This is a genomic window from Stenotrophomonas maltophilia group sp. P373, from assembly GCF_053295075.1.
In genome coordinates this window covers 2,504,152-2,525,777 of record NZ_CM129994.1, presented here as the reverse complement: position 1 = coordinate 2,525,777, position 21,626 = coordinate 2,504,152, and the positions used below count along the sequence as shown (strand labels likewise).

18 protein-coding genes are annotated in these 21,626 nt (G+C 65.8%); 10 read left to right on the top strand and 8 right to left on the bottom strand.

Annotated elements, in window-relative coordinates; all coding sequences use genetic code 11:
- Positions 1-97: 97 nt before the first annotated feature.
- Positions 98-1,870, bottom strand: coding sequence for a chloride channel protein (locus ACSYHF_RS11740; protein WP_194441940.1), 1,773 nt, complete (start codon positions 1,868-1,870; stop codon positions 98-100).
- 62 nt (positions 1,871-1,932) lie between these two features.
- Complete coding sequence (locus ACSYHF_RS11735) at positions 1,933-4,014, bottom strand: TonB-dependent receptor family protein (protein WP_111127997.1); 2,082 nt, start codon at positions 4,012-4,014, stop codon at positions 1,933-1,935.
- 131 nt (positions 4,015-4,145) lie between these two features.
- On the opposite strand from ACSYHF_RS11735, the gene ACSYHF_RS11730 reads away from it, so the two are divergent.
- Positions 4,146-5,066 (top strand): M14 family metallopeptidase, encoded by a 921-nt coding sequence (locus ACSYHF_RS11730; RefSeq protein ID WP_111127998.1) that lies wholly within the window; start codon positions 4,146-4,148, stop codon positions 5,064-5,066.
- Between the two features lie 33 nt (positions 5,067-5,099).
- Here the strand turns inward: ACSYHF_RS11730 and ACSYHF_RS11725 are convergent, their stop codons facing one another.
- Positions 5,100-5,951: a LysR family transcriptional regulator gene (locus ACSYHF_RS11725; RefSeq protein WP_005416961.1), complete on the bottom strand. Its 852-nt coding sequence runs from the start codon at positions 5,949-5,951 to the stop codon at positions 5,100-5,102.
- A gap of 160 nt (positions 5,952-6,111) precedes the next feature.
- On the opposite strand from ACSYHF_RS11725, the gene ACSYHF_RS11720 reads away from it, so the two are divergent.
- From ACSYHF_RS11720 to betT, 4 genes are all read left to right on the top strand, one after another.
- Positions 6,112-6,465, top strand: coding sequence for an SMR family transporter (locus ACSYHF_RS11720; protein WP_069138326.1), 354 nt, complete (start codon positions 6,112-6,114; stop codon positions 6,463-6,465).
- The gene (locus tag ACSYHF_RS11715) at positions 6,465-6,788 is read left to right on the top strand and encodes a DMT family transporter (RefSeq protein WP_111128000.1); all 324 of its coding nucleotides are present in this window, start codon (positions 6,465-6,467) and stop codon (positions 6,786-6,788) included. Before ACSYHF_RS11720 ends, ACSYHF_RS11715 begins: the two co-directional genes overlap by 1 nt.
- 96 nt (positions 6,789-6,884) lie before the next feature.
- On the top strand, positions 6,885-7,265 hold the full coding sequence (locus ACSYHF_RS11710) for a VOC family protein (RefSeq protein WP_021204273.1): 381 nt from the start codon (positions 6,885-6,887) through the stop codon (positions 7,263-7,265).
- Between the two features lie 196 nt (positions 7,266-7,461).
- A complete protein-coding gene (gene betT, locus ACSYHF_RS11705; protein ID WP_005416952.1) occupies positions 7,462-9,441 on the top strand; it encodes a choline BCCT transporter BetT in 1,980 nt (659 codons plus the stop codon).
- Positions 9,442-9,507: 66 nt separating this feature from the next.
- Here betT and ACSYHF_RS11700 read toward each other — a convergent pair whose 3' ends face one another.
- From ACSYHF_RS11700 to ACSYHF_RS11690, 3 genes are all read right to left on the bottom strand, one after another.
- Positions 9,508-12,135, bottom strand: a complete 2,628-nt coding sequence (locus ACSYHF_RS11700) for a TonB-dependent receptor (RefSeq protein WP_447575678.1) — start codon at positions 12,133-12,135, stop codon at positions 9,508-9,510.
- 167 nt (positions 12,136-12,302) lie between these two features.
- Positions 12,303-12,629 (bottom strand): hypothetical protein, encoded by a 327-nt coding sequence (locus tag ACSYHF_RS11695; RefSeq protein ID WP_095377111.1) that lies wholly within the window; start codon positions 12,627-12,629, stop codon positions 12,303-12,305.
- A 45-nt stretch (positions 12,630-12,674) separates the two neighbouring features.
- Positions 12,675-13,652: a zinc-binding dehydrogenase gene (locus ACSYHF_RS11690; protein WP_065179191.1), complete on the bottom strand. Its 978-nt coding sequence runs from the start codon at positions 13,650-13,652 to the stop codon at positions 12,675-12,677.
- A gap of 433 nt (positions 13,653-14,085) precedes the next feature.
- Between ACSYHF_RS11690 and ACSYHF_RS11685 the strand changes: the two genes are divergently transcribed.
- The 4 genes from ACSYHF_RS11685 to ACSYHF_RS11670 all read left to right on the top strand — a co-directional run bounded on the left by ACSYHF_RS11685 (position 14,086) and on the right by ACSYHF_RS11670 (position 18,352).
- Positions 14,086-16,449 carry a ribonucleoside-diphosphate reductase subunit alpha gene (locus ACSYHF_RS11685; protein WP_111128011.1) on the top strand — a complete coding sequence of 788 codons (2,364 nt, stop codon included), beginning with the start codon at positions 14,086-14,088 and terminating at the stop codon, positions 16,447-16,449.
- A 71-nt stretch (positions 16,450-16,520) separates the two neighbouring features.
- Positions 16,521-17,561: a ribonucleotide-diphosphate reductase subunit beta gene (locus ACSYHF_RS11680; protein WP_111128003.1), complete on the top strand. Its 1,041-nt coding sequence runs from the start codon at positions 16,521-16,523 to the stop codon at positions 17,559-17,561.
- A gap of 25 nt (positions 17,562-17,586) precedes the next feature.
- On the top strand, positions 17,587-18,054 hold the full coding sequence (locus tag ACSYHF_RS11675; RefSeq protein WP_080375118.1) for a flavodoxin: 468 nt from the start codon (positions 17,587-17,589) through the stop codon (positions 18,052-18,054).
- Positions 18,026-18,352: a thioredoxin family protein gene (locus ACSYHF_RS11670; protein ID WP_005416939.1), complete on the top strand. Its 327-nt coding sequence runs from the start codon at positions 18,026-18,028 to the stop codon at positions 18,350-18,352. Before ACSYHF_RS11675 ends, ACSYHF_RS11670 begins: the two co-directional genes overlap by 29 nt.
- A gap of 18 nt (positions 18,353-18,370) precedes the next feature.
- Here ACSYHF_RS11670 and ACSYHF_RS11665 read toward each other — a convergent pair whose 3' ends face one another.
- Positions 18,371-19,336: an IS110 family transposase gene (locus ACSYHF_RS11665; RefSeq protein ID WP_253137552.1), complete on the bottom strand. Its 966-nt coding sequence runs from the start codon at positions 19,334-19,336 to the stop codon at positions 18,371-18,373.
- A gap of 331 nt (positions 19,337-19,667) precedes the next feature.
- Positions 19,668-20,999 carry an Nramp family divalent metal transporter gene (locus tag ACSYHF_RS11660; RefSeq protein ID WP_447575677.1) on the bottom strand — a complete coding sequence of 444 codons (1,332 nt, stop codon included), beginning with the start codon at positions 20,997-20,999 and terminating at the stop codon, positions 19,668-19,670.
- A 117-nt stretch (positions 21,000-21,116) separates the two neighbouring features.
- Here ACSYHF_RS11660 and mntR point away from each other — a divergent pair, with 117 nt between their 5' ends.
- Positions 21,117-21,581 (top strand): manganese-binding transcriptional regulator MntR, encoded by a 465-nt coding sequence (mntR, locus tag ACSYHF_RS11655; protein WP_005416934.1) that lies wholly within the window; start codon positions 21,117-21,119, stop codon positions 21,579-21,581.
- The last annotated feature ends 45 nt before the right edge of the window (positions 21,582-21,626 follow it).

The following is a 21,626-nucleotide window of genomic DNA, read 5'->3' as shown; positions in this document are numbered from 1 at the left end:
GGAGTCTACCCGGTCGAGGTGACAGTAGATCCACGCCATGCGTGGATTTCGGAAGTGCCAGAAGCGACTTAATCCCCTCCGTCCCCTTTTTGCGGGGTCAGTCGGTGTCGTCGACGCGCTCGCCCATCAGTTCGCGCTGGCGCTTGTCCAGCTCCTCGGCGTAGCGCTTGCGTACGAAGGCTTCGGACACTACGCCCAGCACCTGGCCGTCGGCGCCGACCACGGCCAGTTCATCGGCCTGGGTCTGGTCGAAGCGCTGCATCACGCTGACCACGTCCGCGGACGGCGAAAGCGACACGTCACGGTTCTCGGCCAGCTCGCCAATCGCCGTCTCCGGTTTCACGCCGTCGCTGTAGACGCGCGGAATCTGCACGATGCCGGCGTAGTGGCCCTCGCTGTCGATCAGGATCACCCGGCTGCCCGAGCCCAGCGGGAAGCGCTGTCGGAACGCCTCGGCGTCAAGGTCGGACGGGGCGGTGGCCACGCCCTTGCGCATCAGTCGGCCGGCGTTGAGGTTCTGTACCCAGCCCACGTCGCGGGCACTCTTGATGGTCTCCCCGCGCAGGTGCATGCGCCAGGTCGAGAACGAATAACCAAACCACTGCCGTACCAGCGTGCTGGACACCAGCACCGCGCTCATCACCACGCTGGTCAGCAGGAAGTCGTGGGTGCCTTCCAGTACCAGCATGGCCATGGTCATCGGCGCGCCGACCACGGCTGCGGCCAGCGCCGCCATGCCGGCCAGCGCGGCGGAGGTGGCGTCGACCACCGGCACGCCGGTGGCCATGGCCAGCAGGCCGGCGAACAGCGCGCCGACCAGGGTGCCCATGAACAGCGAGGCGAAGAACAGGCCGCCACGGAAGCCGAAGCCCAGCGAGATGCCCGAGGCCAGGCACTTCAGGGTCAACAGGCCGCCGATCCATATCAGCGGCAGGTGCGTGGTCAGGTCCAGATGCAGCGCGCCGTGGCCGGACGACAGCACTTGCGGGCTGGCCAGGGCCAGCGGTATCAGAAGCAGTCCACCGACCACCGGCCGACCCCAGGCAGGCAGCGGGCTGCGCTTGACCGTGCCCTCGATCGAGGCGATCAGCCGCATGATGGCAATGCCGACCATCGCGCAGCAGCAGCCGAGCAGGCCGTAGATGGCGTAGTCGGCAGCGCGAACGTCGATGGTCGAGGCAGCGGGCAGCAGGTAGGCCTCGATGCCAGCCTGGTCGGCCACGAACGCGCCGGCCAGTGCAGCCACTGCCACCGGTGCCAGTGCGGCCGGCGTGTAGGCACCGATGACGATCTCGAACGCATAGAACGCACCCGCCAGTGGCGCACCGAAGGCGGCGGCGATGGCGCCGGCGGCACCGGCGCCGACCAGGATGCGCACGTCATTGCGGCGCAGGCGCATCACCCGGCCCAGCTGCGAACCACTGCCGGCGCCCATCTGCGTATACGAAGCCTCCAGACCCACCGAGGCGCCGCAGCCATTGGACAGCAGGGTCTGGGTCAGTACGATCAGGTTGTCGCGCATCGACATGCGGCCGCCATGCAGGGCATTGGCTTCCACCGCATCGAGCAGGGGCCGCTTGAGCCGGGTCGCGGCCAGGCTGACCAGGCCGACCAGCAGGCCACCCAGCGGCAGCACCAGCAGCGCGGTCCATGTCAGCGAGGGCAGGGAGCTCAGGCGCATACCGTCGTCCAGCCCATACAGCGTGCCCTGCAGCCAGCGCGCGATGCCCGACTGCAGCAGGGTCAGGTAGCCGGCGATCAAGCCGACCAGCAACGCCAGCGCGATGAACCACAGGTCGCTGCCACGCAGGCGCAGGCGCAGGCCCTGGAAGGCCAGATGCAGGCGCGATGGCGAAACAGGCAGTGACATGGTGGCGGCATGATACGCCGCCACCGTGAGCGCCACCGTCACCGCATCGGGTGGCTACCGCCTCAGAAGCGGTAGCGGCCCTGCACGTAGAACGTGCGCGGCGCGGCCACCATGCGGCCGGCGTTGCCATCAACGTTGCGGGTGTACCAGCGCTTGTCGGCCAGGTTGTTCACGCCCAGCGCAATCTCGCTGTCGCCCAGGCCCGGCACCTGCCAGGCCACCTGCGCGTTCCACAGGCGCACGCCCGGCACGCGGCCCACGCGCGCGTCGGCGGTTTCTTCCCAGGTGTTGGCGGCATCGGAGAACTGGCCGCTCTGGTGGGTGCTGGAGACATTGAAGGTCCAGCCGGCCAGCGCGTAGCGGGCGCCGACGCTGTCGGTGTCGCGCGAGTAGAACGGCACGTCCAGGCCACGGTTGTCGCCCGACTGCTGGATCGCCTTGGTCCAGGTGTAGTTGGCGTACAGCTCCAACCCGGCCAGCGCACTGTCCTCGGCGAAGTGGTACTCCAGTGCACTCTCCACGCCCTTGTGGTCGGTGGCGCCGATGTTCTGGAAGGTCGGCGGGGTGATTCCCGGCACCTGCAGGATCTGGTTGTCGAAGCGCATCTTGAACACGGTCACTTCCGCGCGCAGGGCGCCGTCCTGCCAGCGCGCGCCCAGCTCGGTGGTCCTGGCGATTTCCGGGTTCAGCGGGTTGTTGGCCGTCTGCGAATTGAGCTGGATGTTCTGCACCGGCCCGAACGAGGTGGTGTAGTTGCCGAACACGGTCAGCTGCGGGGTCAGCAGGTAGGCGATGTTGAGCGAGGGCAAGGCCTTGTCGTTGCGGCTGCTGAAGGTTGCCGCGCCACCGGCCTGGCGGCGGTCCATGTCGATCCATTCCATGCGCACGCCCGGAGTGATCCGCCATTGGCCGATCGCGATGCGGTCGTCGATGTAGAACGCATGCGCATCGGTGGCGTTGTCGAAGCGGGTGGTGGCGCTGGCCACGCCGGTGCGGCGGGTGACGGTGTAGCTGCGGTCGTTGCCGCGCTCGCGCAGGAAGCGATAGCCCGCGGTGATGTCATGCACGCTGCTGCCCCAGTGCAGGCGCTGGGTGTAACGCGGCTCGATGCCGAGCACGCGGTAGTCGCGCGGCTGCACGGTCAGCTGGGTATTGGCGGCGTTGATCAGCGAGCTGGCTCGGCTGCTTTCGTTGTAATAGGCCAGTACCTCGAACTCGCTGTTGGCCGACAGCGTGTTGGTGTAGCCCAGGTCGACGCCGGTGCGGTGGCCCTTCCAGAAATCGGTGGGGCGGGTGTTCTGGAACGGATCGGCCTCGTACTGGGTGCGGGTCAGGCCGCCCGGGGTCAGCGAGCGCACATCGTAGTAGGACAGCTTGGCGCGCAGTTCCTGCTGCGCATCGATGGCGTAGGCGAACTTCAGCGCGAGATCATTGAAGCGGTCATCGCTGCCCCGGCGCCAGCCGCGACCATCCTGGCCGGAGTACAGCAGGGCCGCGCCCAGGCCATTGTCGCCGGTACCGCCGAGGAAGGCGTTGTACTGGGTGCTGTCACCGCCGCCACGGTCGTAGGCGGTGTAGCGCATGCCGGCTTCGCCGTGCAGACCGGCCTTGGTGGGAATGGAGCGGGTGCTGAAGTTGATGATGCCGCCCACGTTCTGCGGCCCGTAGCGCACCGCGCCGCCGCCGCGCACCACGTCGATCGACTCGATGTTGGGCAGGCTGGTCGGCGCGAACGACAGCTGTGGCTGGCCATACGGCGCCACCGCCAGCGGCACGCCGTCCAACAGTACGGTCGAGCGCGGCGAGTAGCGCCCGGTGAGGCCGCGCACGCCGATGTTCAGCGACACCGAACTGCCCGCTGTGCCGGAGTTGTCGGTGACCTGCACGCCGGGGATGTGGCGCATCGCATCGCCGAGGCTGGCCGCGCCGCTGGCCTCGATGCGCTGGCGGTCGACCACGGTGCGCGCGCCGGCGAAGCTCTTCACGCTGTCATGCAGGCCGGTGCCCAGCCAGCTGCCCGAGACCTGGATGCTGTCCAGCGTGGTGGTGCCGTCCTGGGCGAAGGCGGTGACGGCCGGGAGCAGGCACAGGGTAAGGGCGGCGGCCAGCGGCAGGCGGGCCGGTTGCAGGGCAGGGATGGGCATCGGTGCGGGCTGTGGAAGGCGGTAAATGAGAATTATTGCTGATTCCATTCGCCAATGGAATGCGCCGCCGGTTCACGCTGTTCCCCCAGTGGTAGAGTGGGGGATTGCTTCCTGACTCGCTGAGATCTGCCATGTCCCAAGCCGCCTTCTACCCCGTCGGAACCCCTGGCCAGCCGTGGGGAGCGGCGGAACGGGAGACGTGGCGTGGCCGCCAGCAGCGCCTGCGTCGCTATGATGAGGAAGTGCTGCCGCGCATCGAGGCGCTGGCCCCGCGCTTCGACAAGGTGGCCTATGGCCAGCTCGACTACGCTGGCGAGACCTACACCCTGTTCGCCCTGCGCAGCCGCGATTGGAACCCGGCGCTGCCGGCTGCCCTGGTTACCGGTGGCGTGCACGGTTATGAGACCAGCGGCGTGATGGGCGCGCTGGAATTCCTCGAAAAGCACGCCGCCGACTACGCCGGCAAGGCCAATCTGCTGGTGGCACCCTGCGTGAATCCGTGGGGCTTCGAGCGCATCAACCGCTGGAACTTCGATGCGATCGACCCGAACCGCAATTTTCGTGTCGACGGCCCGGCCCGCGAGTCGACCGCGTTGATCGAGCTGATCGCACCGATCAAGGGTCAGTTCGTGCTGCACATCGACCTGCACGAGACCACCGACAGCGACGAGAGCGAGTTCCGCCCGGCGTTGGCCGCGCGTGACGGCAAGCCGTTCGAACCGGGCCTGATCCCCGATGGCTTCTACCTGGTGGATGACAGCGAGAACCCGCAGCCGGCCTTCCAGCAGGCGGTGATCGCCGCGGTGGAGAAGGTCACCCACATCGCGCCGGCTGACGACAAGGGCGAGATCATCGGTTCGCCGCTGGTGGCCCACGGCGTGATCGAATATCCGCTGGTGAAGCTGGGACTGTGCGCGGGCATCACCGGTGCGAAGTTCACCACCACCACCGAGGTCTACCCGGACAGCTCCCGGGCGACCCCGCAGCAGTGCAACGACGCGCAGGTGGCCGCGGTGTGCGCGGCACTGGATTACGCGCTCGCCCATCGTTGACCGGTAGTGCCGGCCGCTGGCCGGCAACTCGTATCACCCCAACGCGTCGGCCCACCACAGTGCGGCCGGTCCCGGCGGCGCGTCGCGGCGCCAGAGCAGGTCGCTGTGGATGCGCCGCGGCCAGCCGGGCAGCGTCAGTTCCACCAGTCGCCCGCGATCATAACGCTGCACCAGTGCCCGCGGCAGCTCGGCCCAGCCGATGCCGTCCTCGGCCATCTCCATCACCATCAGATAGTCGGTGGCGGTCCAGGCCAGGCCGGTGACGATGTGGGATTGATCGACCTCCGCACTCAATCGCACCTGCCGGTGCCGCGCCAGCTGTGCGGCGCTGCGACGGCCGGCGCTGGCCAGTGGGTGCTCGCGCGCCACGTACACCGACAGTTCGCTGTGATGGGCCAACGGCCGGGCCATCAGGCCATCCGGATAGCTTTCCTGTTGCGGCAGCAGGCCCAGCGCGGCGCGGCCGCTGCCGACCAGCTCCAGCACGTCATCGCCTTCGGCATCCAGCCATTCCAGTTCGATCTCCGGGAATGCTTCGGCAAAGCGCTGCAGCACGCGCTGCTCCGGATCGAGCTGGTACACGTCGGAGAACACCACGGTCAGCCGCGCTTCGACCGGCGCGGCCAGGCGCACACTCAACTGCTGCAGGCGGGCATCGGCGGCGAGGATTTCCTGGGCATGGCCGAGCACCTGGCGCCCGGCCTCGGTCAACCGGGGGTAGCGCCCGCTGCGGTCGAACAGGCTCACCCCCAGGTCGGCCTCCAGATGGGCAATGGCGGTACTGACCGTTGACTGGGTCTTGCGCAGGCGGCGCGCCGCCGCCGAGAACGAGCCCAGCGCGGCGGCTTCCACGAAGGCCTGCAGGGATTCAGGGGAATAGGGCATTGATCCATCGCTCCTGTCGATGGGATCTATTTTGATACCACCGTAAAAGGCGATGATACTGGCCGTCGTCGCCCCTGTCTGCGGGGCGTTCCGGACCCTCCACGCATGCCGTGGACCCATTGAGGAGGCGGCGCGGTCCCCGCCCTGCAAGGAGCTTCACATGTCCCGTACTGTTCCCGCCCGTGGCGCGCTGGCCGCCTGGGCCTGCCTGACCGTGGCGATCATCGCCGAGGTGGTCGGCACCTCGTTCATGGCCCATGCCGCCCGCGACGGCGGCTGGAGCGGCTACCTGATCATGGCCGGCGCGTTGGCGCTGTCCTACTTCTTCCTGGCGCAGTCGGTGCGCCGCATTGCTGTGGGCGTGGCCTACGCGGTGTGGGAAGGCCTTGGCCTGACCCTGCTGACCGTGGTCGGCCTCACTGTGTTCGGCGAGAGCCTGTCGCTGCAGCAGCTGGCCGGCCTGTTGCTGGCCGTGGCCGGCATCGTCTGCGTCACCCTCGGGGAGGCGCACTGATGAATACCCTGGCCCTGTTTTTCGTGATCTGCTCGGCGCTGACCGACGTCGCCGCCAACATGATGGTGGCCAAGTCGGAAGGTTTCCGTCGTTGGCGCTGGGGCGTCGGTGCGATCGTCCTGGTCTGGATCGCCTTCGCCCTGCTGGGCCAGGCCGTACGCTACATGGATCTGGCCACGGCCTATGCGATGTGGGGGGCGATCGGCGTGATCGGCACCGCCACCTGCGGCCGCCTGTTGTTCGGTAACCGCCTGCGGCCGATCGGCTGGGTTGGCATCGCCCTGGTCACGGCGGCGGTACTGCTGCTCAGCACCGCCAAGTAGCAGCACGCCCGGTCGCGAGCGGGGCGGCGATGATGCAGCGATTTGCGAAGTCGCCCGCGCTCATCGACACTGCGGTTTTCCACATGGAGTGCCCGCATGTTCAGCCACATCACCGTAGGAACGAACGACATGGATGCCGCGCGTCGCTTCTACGACGCCCTGTTCGCTGCGATGGCCGCGCGTGCGGGCGTATTCGACGAGAAGGGACGGCTGCTGTACTTCAAGGATGGACGGATGTTCGGTGTAACCGCGCCGATCGATGGGCAGCCAGCGTGCCATGCCAACGGTGGCACCATCGGTTTCAGTCTGGGCAGTGCAGAGGCTGTGCGTGCCTGGCAGGAAGCTGGAGTGGCTCACGGTGGTACCGCCATCGAAGATCCGCCCGGCGTCCGCAACATGTCCGGTCGGCAGGTGTTCCTGGCCTATCTGCGTGACCCGGATGGCAACAAGCTGTGTGCGGTGCATGTAATGTCGTGATCGGACAGGATGCGCGTGGCCGCGCCGCAGGCGGTACGCGCGGCCCGCGCAAGCAAGGGTGCGTCGCAGCGCGCGCGTGATACCACGGAATGAGCGGAAGGGCCTGCGACCACAGGCCGCAACTTCATGCTCTGTCCACTGCGGTTCAGCCAGAATCGGTCGGCTAACCCTTTGATCTACCGGAGAACGCCGCCCCATGGAAGTACTGGAGCCGCAACAATCCCCGGTGCGCACCCTTCGGCCTGTGTTCGCCTTCGCGGCGATCGTTGTCGTGGCGTTCGCGCTGTTCGTCAGCCTGTTCCCGCTCGGCGCGGGCCGCCTTCTGCTCAAGGCACAGGACTGGGCCGCCCTCAACGTCGGCTGGTACTACCTGCTGGCCATGACCCTGTACCTGGTGTTCGTGGTGGGCGTGGCGCTGTCCAAGTACGGTGGCATCAAGCTGGGTGCCGACCATGACGAGCCGGAGTTCAGTTACCTCTCATGGGCCGGCATGCTGTTCGCCGCCGGCATCAGCATCACCCTGTTCTTCTTCTGCGTATCCGAACCGCTGACCCACTACCTGCAGCCGCCGCAGGGCGATCCGGCCGCAGGCGAGGCTGGCGCGCGCCAGGCCATGCAGCTGCTGTTCCTGCACTGGGGCCTGCACGGCTGGGGCGTGTTCGCGCTGGCGGCGATGGCGATGGCCTACTTCGCCTATCGCCACAACCTGCCACTGGCCCTGCGCTCGGCGCTGTACCCGCTGATCGGCAAGCGCATCAATGGCCCGATCGGCTACACCGTGGATGCGCTGGGCATCGTCGCCACCGTATTCGGCATCGGTGCCGACATGGGCTTCGGTGTGCTGCACCTCAATGCCGGCCTCTCGCACCTGTTCGACATTCCGCACTCCAACCTGGTGCAGATCATCCTGGTGGTCAGCATGATGGGCGCGGCCGTGGCCGTGGCCGTGTCCGGCGTCGAGAAGGGCGTGCGCTGGATGGCCAACATCAACATGCTGCTGGCGATCGCGCTGGTGCTGTTCATGCTGTTTGCCGGCCCGACGCAGTACCTGTTCAGTACCTTGATGCAGAACCTGGGCGACTACCTGGGCAGCGTGGTCGGCAAGAGTTTCGATGTGTACGCCTATGGCGGCCGACCGGAATGGCTGGGCGGCTGGACGGTGTTCTACTGGGCCTGGTGGATCGGCTGGGCACCGTTCGTCGGCCTGTTCATCGCGCGCATCTCACGTGGCCGCACCATCCGCGAATTCGTGTTCGGGGTGCTGCTGATCCCGCTCGGCTTCACCCTGGCCTGGCTGTCGATCTTCGGCAACAGCGCGCTGGACCAGGTGCTCCACCACGGCCAGCAGCAACTGGCGCAGCTGGCGGTGGATGACCCACCGACCGTGTTGTATGCACTGCTGGATGGCTACCCGTGGAGCCGCACGGTGATCGCGGTGACGGTGCTGGTGAGCTTCATCTTCTTCGTGACCTCCGCTGATTCGGGGGCGGTGGTGTTGTCCACGCTGTCGTCGCATGGTGGATCACCCGAAGACGATGGTCCGCGCTGGCTGCGCGTGTTCTGGGGCACAGTGATTGCGGTGCTGACCGCAGGGTTGTTGCTGGCCGGCAGCATCGATGCATTGAAATCGGCGGTGGTGCTGGCATCGCTGCCGTTCTCGGCGATCCTGCTGCTGATGATGTGGGGCCTGACCCGCGCGTTCAGTGACGAGTCGCACCGCAAGCGCGCGCTGCAGTACCGGCCGTCGCCGTTGATCGGAGACGATCGCCATCATCAGGGCTGGCGCCAGCGCCTGAGCCAGGCCATGCACTTCCCGGTGCGCGACCAGGTCTACCGCTTCATGGATGACACCGTGAAGCCGGCGATGGAGGCGGTGGCCGAACAGCTGCGCGGGCAGGGTTGGGATGTATCCACCCGCTTCGAGGCTGGCGACATGGAGCTGACGGTGAACCACGGCGAGCAGCAGGACTTCCTGTACCGGGTGATCCTGAGCGGCTACCTGACCCCGTCGTTTGCCGCGCAGCAGCTGCGCAACCAGCGCTACTACCGCGCCGAGGTGCATCTGTTCGAAGGCAGCCAGGACTACGACCTGGTGGGCTACAGCCGCAAGCAGATCATCAACGACATCATCAGCCAGTACGAACGGCACCTGCAGTTCCTGCACCTGAGCCGGTGATGGTAGTGCCGGCCGCTGGCCGGCAACGCGAACGGGGCGGCGCATCATCGCCGCCCCGTTGGCGCATCAGAACCGGTAGCGCGCACCCAGCGAGACGAACTGTCCGCGCAGGTTGTACTGGCTGATGTCGAAGCCGTTGGAACCGCCAGCCGGATCGAACGGCGGATCCTTGTCGGTCAGGTTCAGCACCGACAGCGACAGCGTGGTATTCGGAATTCCCTCGTACGCCACGTAAAGGTCCAGCTGGTGATACGGCTTGACGCGGTTACGCAGCCCCGGATTGCTGGTCGCCGTCGCCACGCGCTGGTCGTAGCCGCTCACGTACTGCAGGCTCAGCGTGCTGCTCCAGTCGCCCACCGCCCAGTTCAATGAGGTGGTGCCGCGCGTACGCGGCAGTGCGCCGTGGCGGTTGTTGCCGGCGCCTTCGTACGGCGACTGGCCAGCCACCAGCGGCTGCTTGAAGCTCAGCAGGTGGGTCCAGCTGCCGGCCACGGTGAAGTTGCCCCAGCCGTCGGTACGGAAGGTGCGGCTGGCATCCAGGTCCAGGCCGGAGGTGGTCAGTTCGCCCTGGTTGGCGTACTGGTTGGTGATGAACTGGATGCGTCCCTGCGCGTCACGCTGCACGCGACCCGGGAACAGCGTCGGGTTGTCGACGATGAACTGCGCGCTGTCCGGCTTGACCAGGTTGTCCTGCTCGATGCGGTACCAGTCCAGGCCGATGCTGGTGTCGCCATCCGGCGACCACACTGCACCCACGTTGAAGTTGCGCGAGCGCTCGGCCTTCAGGTCCGGGTTGCCGGTGCGGATGTTGGTCACGCCACGGCTGCCGCCCGGTTGCAGGGGGTCCAGCGGATCGATCACCGAGCCGTAGCTGACGGTCTGGCCCGGCGCGATCTCCGGCAGCGACGGTGCACGGAAGCCGCGCGAGAACGAGCCGCGCAGCAGCAGGCTGTCCAGCGGCTGCCAGCGCAGCGCCACCTTGGGCGAGAACGCTTTGCCGAAGTCATCGTAGTGATCGCCGCGACCGGCTACCTGCAGTTCCAGGGTGCGATGCAGCGGCACGCTCAGTTCGGCGTAGGCGGCGCTGACCTGGCGCTCGCCGTTGACCACGTTGATCGCCGGGCGCAGTTCGGTGCCCGACAGCACCTGGGCACTGGTGCGCGCATCCAGCGATTCCTTGCGGAACTCCGCGCCCCAGGCGAAGCCGACCGCACCGGCGGGCAGCTCCCACAGCGAGGTCGAGGCTTTCAGGTTCAACGCGTGCAGCGTGTACCAGCCTGGCCGCTTGGTCTGCAGACGCAGTGCATCCAGCGCGCCCGGCGTGGCGGACGGGTTGAGGAAGTTGTAGCTTCCGTCGCGCAGGATCTGTTCGAACGCATAGCGGTTGACGAAATTGTCGACGTACTCGCGCTGCGCACTTTGCGAGGTCAGCGCCGCGACTTCCCAGTCCCAGCGTTCACCGCTGCCGCGCACGCCGGCCAGGGCACGGTAGAACACCTGCGTGTTGTCCTTCAGGCGCGGGCCGAGATCGAAGAAGGTGTACTCGAACGGCAGCGGCGTGCTGCCCGGGTTGTTCGGGTGGCCGACCGGCAGCACCGCCGGCACGTCAATCAGCGTGCCGGTGGCCGGGTTGTACGCGCGCAGGCCGGGGCCGACGGTCAGCGGCGCGCTGAAGATCTGGTCGGCCTTGTTGTGGCTGTACAGCACATCGGCGAACGCCTCGACGCTGTCATTGAAGCGGTAGGTTGCACTCAACGAGGCCTGCAGGCGCTCGGCGCCGGGTTGCAGGGTCTTGAACGGCTGCGCATTGAAGGCGCAGGCCTGGCCGGGCAGGGTACTGCCGAAGTCGCTGTACGGGCGCAGCTGGCTGCCCTCGGGGCAGTTGGCGAACGGCTGAGGTGCACGTGGGTTGGACAGCCAGTTGCCACCGGCGGTGGACCAGCCGGCCAGGCGTCCGCCGGGCTTGTCGCGGAAATCGCCGCTGCGGGTATAGGCGCGCTGGTCGGCGTCGAGGCGATCACGCTTGAGCAGGTCCAAGCCGAACAGCACGTTCCAGCCCTGCTGCTCCAGGTCGCCGAAGCCGGCCAACAGGTTGGCCTTGCGTTCGTTCAAGCCGCCTTGGGTGGCGGTACCGAAGCCGCCACCGACTTCCACGCCCTGGAAGTTCCTGCGCAGGATGATGTTGATGACCCCGGCGATGGCATCGGAACCGTACACCGCCGAGGCGCCGTCCTTGAGCACTTCGATGCGCTCGACGGCGCTGATCGGCAACGCGTTGAGGTCGACGAACGTGTCCTGGGTATTGAGTGCGAAGCCGAAGTTGGACACGCGGTAGCCGTTGACCAGCACCAGCGTGTTCTTCGGTGACAGGCCACGCAGGCCGATCGAGGCAGAGCCGGCGGCGAAGCTGCCCGTGTACTGCTCGTCGAAGCTGTTGCCGGCATTGGCCGACAGATTGCGCAGCACGTCGGTGAGTGTTGAACGACCGGTCTGCTCGATCTGTTCGCGGCTGACGATCTGCACCGGGTTGGGCCCGGCGGTATCGCTGCGCTTGATGTTGGAGCCGGTCACCAGCACGGCGCCGAGGGTGGTGCTGTCCTTGCCGGCATCGGTGGTTTCAGAGGCGCTGGCGGTGCCAGCAGTGAGGCCCAGCGCGATCGCGCCGGCAAGCAGGTTCAGGGTGGTGCGGTACATGGAAGCGGCAACGCCGAACGGGGGAGGAGCCGTCAGTACCGCATGCAGGTACTTGCGCCTTCCAATGACGAAAGCGCATTCAGTTATACATCACAGGTTCTTAACGACCGGAACAGGCAGCGGCGGACCGTATCCGGGCGCCGCTACTGCATTCAACCCCGATCCATTCAATCGACTGGGTGAATTATCAGGTCGGAGACGAAAATCCAGAGGCTGTCCGGTATGTCGTTGTGGCAAGCAAGCCCCATATCCGTGATGCTTTCAGGAAACTGGACCAGCACCCTCATGCCACGTTGATGCCTGGTCATGGAAGTCTGGGATTCCTCAAGAACAATGGTCCCGTTGGTACCGATCAACCTCCAGTAGTCTTCGGAGGGCCGAACATCGTCAGGAGGGGATTTGCTCCCGAGAAAGGTCGCCAGCAGCACCTTCCGACCATTCATTCCGCTCAACGTGATTCCTTCTTCAGCAAAGACGATGTAGACATTATCCATTGGGATGACGGCGGCGCGCGGCGCCGCCGGATCCAGTGCCTAGCATCACGGCCGCAGCAGCACCTTGCCATTGCGTCCCGACCCAGCACCGGCCTTCGCTGCCTGGGCGATATCGTCCAGCGCGAAGATCTGCTCCACCGGCAAGGTCAGTTCGCCGCTGGCCGCGCGCTTGAGCAGCTCGCCGACCAGCCGGCGCTTGTCCTCCACCGCCATCGCCTGGCTGACCTTGCTGCCCCAGAAGCCCTTCACCGTGGCCTCCTTGTAGATCAGGCCGCCGGCTGGAATGTGCATCGGCTCGCCACTCATCACGCCGAACGACACCAGCGTGCCGTGGTGGCCGAGCAGGTCGACCAGGTCACCGCTGGCATCACCGCCGATGGAATCCACCGCGGCCGCGGCCTGTGCTTCGCCGGTCGCTTCACGCACGCGATCCTTCCAGCCGTCCACCGAGGTGTCGAATACATGATCGATGCCCAGCGCCTGCAACTGCGCTACGGCCGCGGCATTGCGCACCAGGTTGGCCACGTGCACGCCGCGCGCCTTTGCCAGCATCGCCAGCGACTTGCCGACCGCGCCGTTGGCGGTGTTCTGCACGATCCACTGGCCTGCTTGGACGTGCAGGAATTCCAGCAGCATCAGCGCGCTCAGCGGCATCGCGATCAACTGTGCGGCCATCTCGTCCGGGATCGCCTCCGGCATCGGAATCACCATGCGTGCCGGTGCGACGAAGGCCTCGGCCCAGGTGCCGTGCACCGAGGCGGCGGCCACCCGCTGGCCGATCTGCAGGCCGTCCACGCCATCGCCGAGTGCATCGACCACGCCCAGTGCTTCACTGCCACCGATCGCGGGCAATGTCGGCTTGTACCCGTAGAGGCCACGCACGGTCAGCAGGTCGTGGTTGTGGATCGAGGCCAGCACGGTGCGGATGCGCACCTCGCCGGGGCCGGGCTCGGGCAGGGCGGCATCGGCAATGGCGAGGACGTCGGCCGGGTTGCCGAAGGAGGAGTACTGGGCAGCGCGCATGGGGCGGTGTTCCGGGGAAAGTGGATGTTGTACCGAACTGGGGACGCAGGGCATGTCGACAAGGCGTCGCCGCTGCAACACGGCATCCTGCGACTGATCGTCGCGGCATGTCGTGATTACCGCATCTTGTGTTGACGGTGCGCGTCATCCCCACTATGTTGTGGCCGTCACTCCCGGTCAGCCGCCGCCGCCGGACATGTAGCAAACGTCCCGCGGCCCGCCCCTGAAGGCTTGCCGTGTCGACGCGGCCGCCATCGTGCGGACGCAGGTCGCCCCCCACGGCCCGGATACCGGCCGCAGGCGCAGGCAGATGCCGACGACCTACGTTCCCGCACCCTGGCAATCCACCCGTTCGCCCCGTGCGCCGGTATCGCGTCCAGGGCCGCCATGGCATCGACCGCCAATGCGCGTGCGAGCCTGGAGTTTCACCACCATGACCGACAGTACCTTCCGCGTGGCCGATCCGGCCGGCGCTGGCGACGCTTTGCGCGCTGGTGGCGAGCGCGTGCCGACCTGGATCACCAAGGAGGCCGGCAACCGCCGCCTGCCGTTCGACGCCGAGCGCCTGCAACGCAGCATCGACGCGGTGCATGCCGAGTTCCCGCAGCTGGATGTGAGCGACTACCGCCGCGTGGTGCAGGCGATGGTCGAGCGCAAGCCCAGTATCAGCGCCGACGACCTGGTCGATTTGCTGATCCGCGAGGCCGAATCGCGGGTGGACCTGGTCGCGCCCGAGTGGGAACAGTTCGCCGCGCGCATCTACCTGCGCCGCCTGTACAAGCGTGCCAGCCGCAACCGCTTCTACGATGTCAGCCTGAAGTACGGCTCCTACGTGGGCCTGCAGGAAAGCCTCGCCGATCGTGGTATCTACAGCAACGACATCCTGCGCTGCTATTCCAAGGAAGAGCTGCAGCAGGCCGGTGAGATGATCGATCCGGAACGCGACCGCCTGTTCGCCTACAACGGCCTGTACCTGCTGGCCACGCGCTATCTGGCCAGCGACCGCAGCCGCGAGGTCTATGAACTGCCGCAGGAGCGCTGGCTGACCATTGCGCTGTACCTGATGCAGGAGGAAAAGCCGCGCGAACGCCGCATGCAGCTGGTTGGCGAGGCGTACTGGGCGCTGTCCAACCTGTACATGACCGTGGCCACGCCGACGCTGGCAAATGCCGGCAAGGTGGGCGGCCAGCTGTCCAGCTGCTTCATCGACACGGTGGACGACAGCCTGCAGGGCATCTATGACTCCAACACCGATATCGCGCGCGTGTCCAAGCACGGCGGCGGCGTCGGTGCCTACCTGGGCTACGTGCGCAGCAGCGGCGCACCGATCCGTGGCGTGGCCAACTCCTCCGGCGGCGTGGTGCCGTGGATCAAGCAGCTCAACAACACGGCGGTGTCGGTTGATCAGCTTGGCCAGCGCAAGGGCGCAGTGGCGGTGTACCTGGACATCTGGCATCGCGACATCGAAGCCTTCATGGACCTGCGCCTCAACAACGGCGACCAGCGCCTGCGCGCGCACGATGTGTTCACCTCGGTGTGCGTACCCGACCTGTTCATGGAAGCGGTCGAGCGCCGCGCCGACTGGTACCTGTTCGACCCGCACGAGGTGAAGCAGGCCAAGGGCTGGTACCTGCAGGACTTCTACGATGAGAAGCGCGGTTCGGGCAGCTTCCGCGACCGCTATGCCGAGCTGGTGGCCGATGAGCGCATCAGCCGCCGAACGGTGAAGGCCATCGATCTGTTCAAGCGGATCATGCTCAGCCAGCTGGAAACCGGCAACCCGTTCCTGTTCTACCGCGACGAGGTCAATCGCAGGAACCCGAACAAGCACGCGGGCATGATCTATTCCAGCAACCTGTGCACCGAGATCCTGCAGAACATGAGCCCGACGCGGATGATCCAGGAGATCGTCAGCGGCGACCAGATCGTCACCACGCGCCGTGCCGGTGACTTCGTGGTCTGCAACCTCTCCTCGATCAACCTCGGCCGGGCGATCAGTGCACCTGATGACCTGCTGGCCACCGATGTGCTGGAGCGCCTGATCCCGATCCAGGTGCGCATGCTCGACAACGTGATCGACCTCAACGCGTTGCCGGTGCCGCAGGCCACGATCACCAACCGCAAGTACCGCGCCATCGGCCTGGGCACGTTCGGTTGGCACCACCTGCTGGCGCAGCAGGCGATCCAGTGGGAATCTCCGGATGCCGAAGTATTGGCCGACCATCTCTACGAACGCATCAACTTCCTGACCATCCAGGCCAGCGCGCAACTGGCGCAGGAGAAGGGCAGCTATCCGATGTTCGCCGGCAGCGATTGGCACAACGGACGCTATTTCAGTGACCGCGGCTACAGCGGCGCGGCCTGGGACAGCCTGGCCCGCGAGGTCGCCACGCATGGCCTGCGCAACGGCTGGTTGCTGGCCGTCGCGCCGAACATGAGCACCGCGCAGATTGCCGGTTCCACCGCATCGATCGACCCGATCTACAGCGCGTTCTACTACGAGGAGAAGAAGGACTTCCGGCGGCCGGTGGCAGCACCGGGACTGTCGCTGGAGACCTGGCCGTACTACGAGAAGGGCGCCTACAAGGTCGACCAGTTCGCCAGCGTGCGCCAGAACGCGCGCCGCCAGCGGCATGTCGACCAGTCGATCAGTTTCAACCTGTACGTGCCCAGCACCATCCGTGCGAGCACGCTGCTGGAGCTGCACCTGAGCGCCTGGCGCGAAGGCCTGAAGACCACCTATTACGTGCGCTCCAACGACATCGACATCAGCGAATGCGAGTGGTGCGCCAGCTGACCACCGGCGACCCACGGTAGTGCCGGCCGCTGGCCGGCAACACGATAGAAAGAGAACGAAGGCAGAAGCCCATGGCAACCCCCCTCGACCGCATCAAGATCCTCGAACCGCGCCATCCCAACCGCAGCACCGGCATCATCAACGGCCAGACCAGCGGCATCCTCAACTGGAACGATATCCCGTACCCGTCGTTCTATCGGGCCTACAAGGAGCTGTCGACCAACTTCTGGATTCCCGATGAGGTCGACATGAAGCTGGATGCCCGCCAGTACGGCGAGCTCAACGCGCGCGAAAAGAATGCCTACGACTCGATCATCGGCCTGCTGGCCACGCTGGATTCACCGCAGACGCGCTTCATCTACAACGTGGCCGAGTACATCACCGACCCGGCCGCGCATGCGAACGCAGCCATCATCGGCCAGCAGGAAGTGATCCACAACGAGAGCTACAGTTACGTGCTGGCCTCGATCACCGACCTGCCGAACCAGAACCGGATCTTCGAGATCGCCCGCACCCACCCGACCATCATCAAGCGCAATGCCCCGATCATGGGTGCGTACGACGACTTCATGCGCGAGAAGACCGCCGAGACCCTGCTCAAGTCGTTGATCCAGTCCTCGATCCTGGAGGGCATCAATTTCTATTCCGGGTTCGCGTACTTCTACAACATGGTGCGGCAGAACCGCATGAACGGCACCGGCAAGATCATCAGCTTCATCAATCGCGACGAGCTGGCCCATACCAAATTCATCAGCGAGCTGATCCGCGCCATCATCGGCGAAAACCCCGAGCTGCAGACCAATGAGTTGACCGCCTATGTGCACCAGTCATTCGAACATGCCATCGAGCTTGAGACGCAGTGGTCGTCGGAGGTGCTGGATGGCATCGATGGCATCGACGTGGACGAGATGGTGCGCTACGTGAAGTACCGCGCCAACAAGATGGCCGGCATGCTCGGCATCGAGCGCCTGTACAGCGACACCACCGACAACGTGATGCCTTGGATCAGGGCCTACGCCGACAACTTCACCGAGACCAAGACCGACTTCTTCGAGATGCGCAATGCAAGTTACAAGAAGACCAACGTCGACAACGGCTTCGACGACCTCTGAGCCCGGCACCGCGCTGAGCATCCTGATGGTGGTCGCCTCCTTGAGCGGCAACACCCGCGAGCTCGGCCGGCAGATCGCCGAGCGCTGCCGCGCCGCAGGTCATGCGGTGCACTGGCAGGAGGCCGACGACCTGCGGCAGGCGCCGCCGCTGGCTGCCGGCGAGGCCGACCTGGTGCTGCTGGGCTGCTGGACCGACAACGCCGGGCGCACGCCAGCGGAGATGAAGGCGTGGGTGGCTGGCATTGCCGAGCGCGGTCAGCAGCCACGCCAGCTGGCGGTGTTCGGCACCGGCGAAACGCAGTGGGGGCAGGAGTACTACTGTGGTGCCGTGCACCGGCTGATCCGCTATTTCCGCAGCGACTACCCGCCGCTGGAGATCGAACAGATGCCGCATGGCGAGCGTCATGCCGAAGCCATCGACGCCTGGACCGATGCGGTCCTGGCCCACTACTGGAGCAACCACGATGCAGATCATCGACGCCACCACGCCTGAGCAGTTCCAGCAGCTGCTGGCCGAGCACCCGCGGGTGCTGGTGGATTTCCACAAGGACCAGTGCCCCGGGTGCCGGATGCTGGAAGTGTCGCTGCACCGCGTGGCCAACAGCGTGGCGGGGCAGGGCACCACCTTGCTTCGCGTGCAGCTGGAAGTGCTGGGTGAGGCGTTCTTCAGGGAACTGGGGCTGCGGCAGACGCCGACGCTGTCCCTGTTCCGTGATGGTAACGAACGCACGCGCCTGGCCGGGTTCCAGTCGCCGCAGCAGATCGAAGCCGCGATCGCGTTGCATTTGTAGATACCGTGTTGCCCTTGCCTAGGCAAGGGCGCCGTCAGGCTCAAATGGGCGGCCGCTTTTCAGTACGCCCCAAACCAGATGGATGAGCTTGCGCATCACCGCACACATGACGACCTTGAAGGGCTTCCCTTTCGCGCTGAGCCGGTCTGCAAAGGACTTCAGCCTGGGGTTGTAGGTCTTCCCGGTCAACGCCGGCATGTACAGCTTTTTGCGGAAATTGGCGTCGCCCACGCGTGATATGTGGGATTTGCCTTCGTAGTTTCCTGATTGACGCTGGGCCGGATTCAGGCCTGCGTGGGCAACCACCTGGCGCACGTCGCTGTATTTGCTTAGATCCCCCAGCATGGCCAGCAGCTGGGCACTGCTGGTGTTGCCTACACCGGGAATGCTGGTAAGCAGGTGATGACGCTGGCGCAGGTCCGGATCGTTATCGATATGGTCCTCAATCGCCTTCTGGACCTGCTTGATCTGCTCCTCCAGCGTCTGGATCACATCCTTGATCCCTTGCTGGACCGAGATGTCGGCAACGTCCAGGCGATTGCGCTCCATCTGCAGCATTTCCTGGAGGTCATCTCGACGCCGTACCAAGGCACGCAGTTTCACCTCCGAGGGGGTCGGCGGAACGTAGGGATGCAACTTCTCCGAGCGCTGCGCCTCAAAGAACCGGGCAATCAGCTTGGCATCGCTGCGGTCCGTCTTGGTCCGGATGCCCTCCGCCTGTCCAAACGCCTTTACCCGGGCGGGATTGGCCACATGAACCACCACCCCTGCTTCCACCAAGGTTCGCGCCAAAGCTTCGTGGTAGATACCGGTGGCCTCCATGCCTACCGCCGCGTTCGGCGCATGCTTGGCGCGCCAAGCAAGAAGCTCATTAAAGCCCTTGGCTGAATTGGGGAGTTTGGCCTTGGTTCGATATTTGCCATCAGGCAGCGGCAAGGCGATATCAAAGGTCGCCTTGGCAGCGTCGATGCCGATAAATTGCATGATTTCGCTCCAGCTTGAACTTACGATCGTGATCGGAAGCCGCCAGACTTGCCCTTGTGAGTACAGGCTCTCACCCAAGGGTGGGCCTAAGATACCGTTCAAGTTCCAAGGCGGTGTCAGGCCGCCGACGCGCTGAATCTACTTTGCAAGCTCAAAGGCTTAAGAGCCGAGGCAGCGTCATCGGAGCCTCCCGGGTCACCGGGGAATTGTGCCTGATCAGGGCACCATCCGAGACACAAGAGCCGAGCCCATGCTCGGCTGCTCTCCGCGCGATGCGAGAAGCCATCCACGCATGGCGTGGATCTACCGGGGCAGGGTCCGTGGTTTGGCGTCAGGCGCCGCTGAAGGTATCCACCAGCAGCTTCACGTTCAACACCACGATCACCAGCGCGATCACCCAGGCGATCGCGCCCAGCCAGCGCGGTGCCACCAGCGCCCCCATCGTCACCTTGTCGGTCACGATCCGTACCAGCGGGATGATCGCGAACGGCAGCTGCATTGACAGCACCACCTGGCTCAGCACCAGCAGCTTCACCGCGCCCTGGTCGCCGAACAGCAGGATCACCACCACCACCGGAATGATCGCCAGTGCGCGGGTGATCAGCCGTCGCAGCCACGGCGGCATTCGCAGGTGCAGGAAACCTTCCATCACGATCTGGCCGGCCAGCGTCGCGGTCACCGTCGAGTTCAGGCCGGAGGCCAGCAACGCGATCGCAAACAACGTCGCCGCCGCGCCTACGCCCAGCATCGGCGCCAGCAGCTGGTGCGCCTGCTCGATGTCTTCCACGTCGAAACGACCATTGGCATGGAACACCGCCGCCGCCAGGATCAGGATGCTGGCGTTGATGAACAATGCGAGTGTCAACGCGAGAGTGCTGTCGGTAACCGCCCAGCGCAGCGCACTGCGGCGGCCTTCATTGGTACGCGGGTAGGCGCGGGTCTGCACGATGGACGAATGCAGGTAGAGATTGTGCGGCATCACCGTGGCACCGATGATGCTGATCGCGATGTACAGCGCGTGCGGATCGGTCACCACCTGCGCGCGCGGAATGAAGCCGCCCAGCACCGCCATCACTGGCGGCGCAGCCATCGCGATCTGCACCATGAAGCAGGCGAAGATCACCATCAGCAGCGCGATCACGAAGGCTTCCAGCGCACGGAAGCCGCGGTTCATCAGCAGCAGGACCAGCAGCGTATCCAGCGCAGTGATCACCGCGCCCCACAGCAGTGGCAGGTCGAACAGCAGCTTCAGCGCGATCGCGGTGCCGATCACCTCGGCCAGGTCGCAGGCGATGATCGCCGCCTCGCACAGCGCCCACAGCGCCAGGTTCACCGGCTTGGGGTAGCGCGCGCGGCAGGCCTGCGCCAGGTCCATGCCGGTGGCGATGCCGAGCCGCGCCGACAGCGCCTGCAGGATCACCGCCATCAGGTTGGAAATGAGGATGACCGACAGCAGCAGGTAGCCGAAGCGCGAACCGCCGGCGAGGTCGGTGGCCCAGTTGCCAGGGTCCATGTAGCCGACCGAGATCATGTAGCCCGGGCCAAGGAAGGCCAGCAGGCGGAACCACCAATGGCCCTTGTCGGGCACCGCGACCGAGGCGTTGAGCGCACCCAGGCTGGCCGGAGTGGAGGCCGAAGGGTCGTGGGGCGCCAGGGTGTTCATGGGTCCGAATATAGCTCCTGCTATAGTCATTAGCAATGTGAAACAATCGTCTTTATCGTGTGACTGGTCCAGAATTCAGGTTCAACACCGGATTGCACCGGAAGGACAGGCGCAGGCGTGGGCAAGACCGACGATTCGACATCGCTGAAAAGCACCCCCTTGATCGAGGCCGAGCGCCAGGTCGAGAGCTTCCGGCAAGTGCGCGAGGCGCACCGGATGGAGCTGGTGGAGGACTATGTCGAGCTGATCTCGGACCTGCTGGCCGACGGCGGCGAGGCCCGCCAGGTCGACATCGCGACGCGTCTGGGCGTGGCCCAGCCTACGGTGGCGAAGATGCTGCGGCGCTTGGCCCGTGATGGTTGGGTGGTGCAGCGGCCGTACCGTGGCGTGTTCCTGACCCCGGAAGGTGAGGCGCTGGCCCATGCCAGCCGCCAGCGCCACCAGACCGTGGAGCGTTTCCTGCTGGCGCTGGGGGTGGACGCGGATACCGCGCGGCGCGATGCGGAGGGCATCGAGCACCATGTCAGCGAACAGACACTGGCTCTGTTCGAGGCATTCGTGCGCAGGGCCGAGGGCGGCTGAGCCACGTTTCCTGTAGAGCCGAGCCATGCTCGGCTGCTGTTCGCG

What these genes read in the sequence shown, in the direction of transcription:
- ACSYHF_RS11740 (WP_194441940.1), bottom strand. Translation starts at nt 1,870, where the DNA reads ATGTCACTGCCTGTTTCGCCATCGCGCCTGCATCTGGCCTTCCAGGGC.
- ACSYHF_RS11735 (WP_111127997.1), bottom strand. Translation starts at nt 4,014, where the DNA reads ATGCCCATCCCTGCCCTGCAACCGGCCCGCCTGCCGCTGGCCGCCGCC.
- ACSYHF_RS11730 (WP_111127998.1), top strand. Translation starts at nt 4,146, where the DNA reads ATGTCCCAAGCCGCCTTCTACCCCGTCGGAACCCCTGGCCAGCCGTGG.
- ACSYHF_RS11725 (WP_005416961.1), bottom strand. Translation starts at nt 5,951, where the DNA reads ATGCCCTATTCCCCTGAATCCCTGCAGGCCTTCGTGGAAGCCGCCGCG.
- ACSYHF_RS11720 (WP_069138326.1), top strand. Translation starts at nt 6,112, where the DNA reads ATGTCCCGTACTGTTCCCGCCCGTGGCGCGCTGGCCGCCTGGGCCTGC.
- ACSYHF_RS11715 (WP_111128000.1), top strand. Translation starts at nt 6,465, where the DNA reads ATGAATACCCTGGCCCTGTTTTTCGTGATCTGCTCGGCGCTGACCGAC.
- ACSYHF_RS11710 (WP_021204273.1), top strand. Translation starts at nt 6,885, where the DNA reads ATGTTCAGCCACATCACCGTAGGAACGAACGACATGGATGCCGCGCGT.
- betT (WP_005416952.1), top strand. Translation starts at nt 7,462, where the DNA reads ATGGAAGTACTGGAGCCGCAACAATCCCCGGTGCGCACCCTTCGGCCT.
- ACSYHF_RS11700 (WP_447575678.1), bottom strand. Translation starts at nt 12,135, where the DNA reads ATGTACCGCACCACCCTGAACCTGCTTGCCGGCGCGATCGCGCTGGGC.
- ACSYHF_RS11695 (WP_095377111.1), bottom strand. Translation starts at nt 12,629, where the DNA reads ATGGATAATGTCTACATCGTCTTTGCTGAAGAAGGAATCACGTTGAGC.
- ACSYHF_RS11690 (WP_065179191.1), bottom strand. Translation starts at nt 13,652, where the DNA reads ATGCGCGCTGCCCAGTACTCCTCCTTCGGCAACCCGGCCGACGTCCTC.
- ACSYHF_RS11685 (WP_111128011.1), top strand. Translation starts at nt 14,086, where the DNA reads ATGACCGACAGTACCTTCCGCGTGGCCGATCCGGCCGGCGCTGGCGAC.
- ACSYHF_RS11680 (WP_111128003.1), top strand. Translation starts at nt 16,521, where the DNA reads ATGGCAACCCCCCTCGACCGCATCAAGATCCTCGAACCGCGCCATCCC.
- ACSYHF_RS11675 (WP_080375118.1), top strand. Translation starts at nt 17,587, where the DNA reads ATGGTGGTCGCCTCCTTGAGCGGCAACACCCGCGAGCTCGGCCGGCAG.
- ACSYHF_RS11670 (WP_005416939.1), top strand. Translation starts at nt 18,026, where the DNA reads ATGCAGATCATCGACGCCACCACGCCTGAGCAGTTCCAGCAGCTGCTG.
- ACSYHF_RS11665 (WP_253137552.1), bottom strand. Translation starts at nt 19,336, where the DNA reads ATGCAATTTATCGGCATCGACGCTGCCAAGGCGACCTTTGATATCGCC.
- ACSYHF_RS11660 (WP_447575677.1), bottom strand. Translation starts at nt 20,999, where the DNA reads ATGAACACCCTGGCGCCCCACGACCCTTCGGCCTCCACTCCGGCCAGC.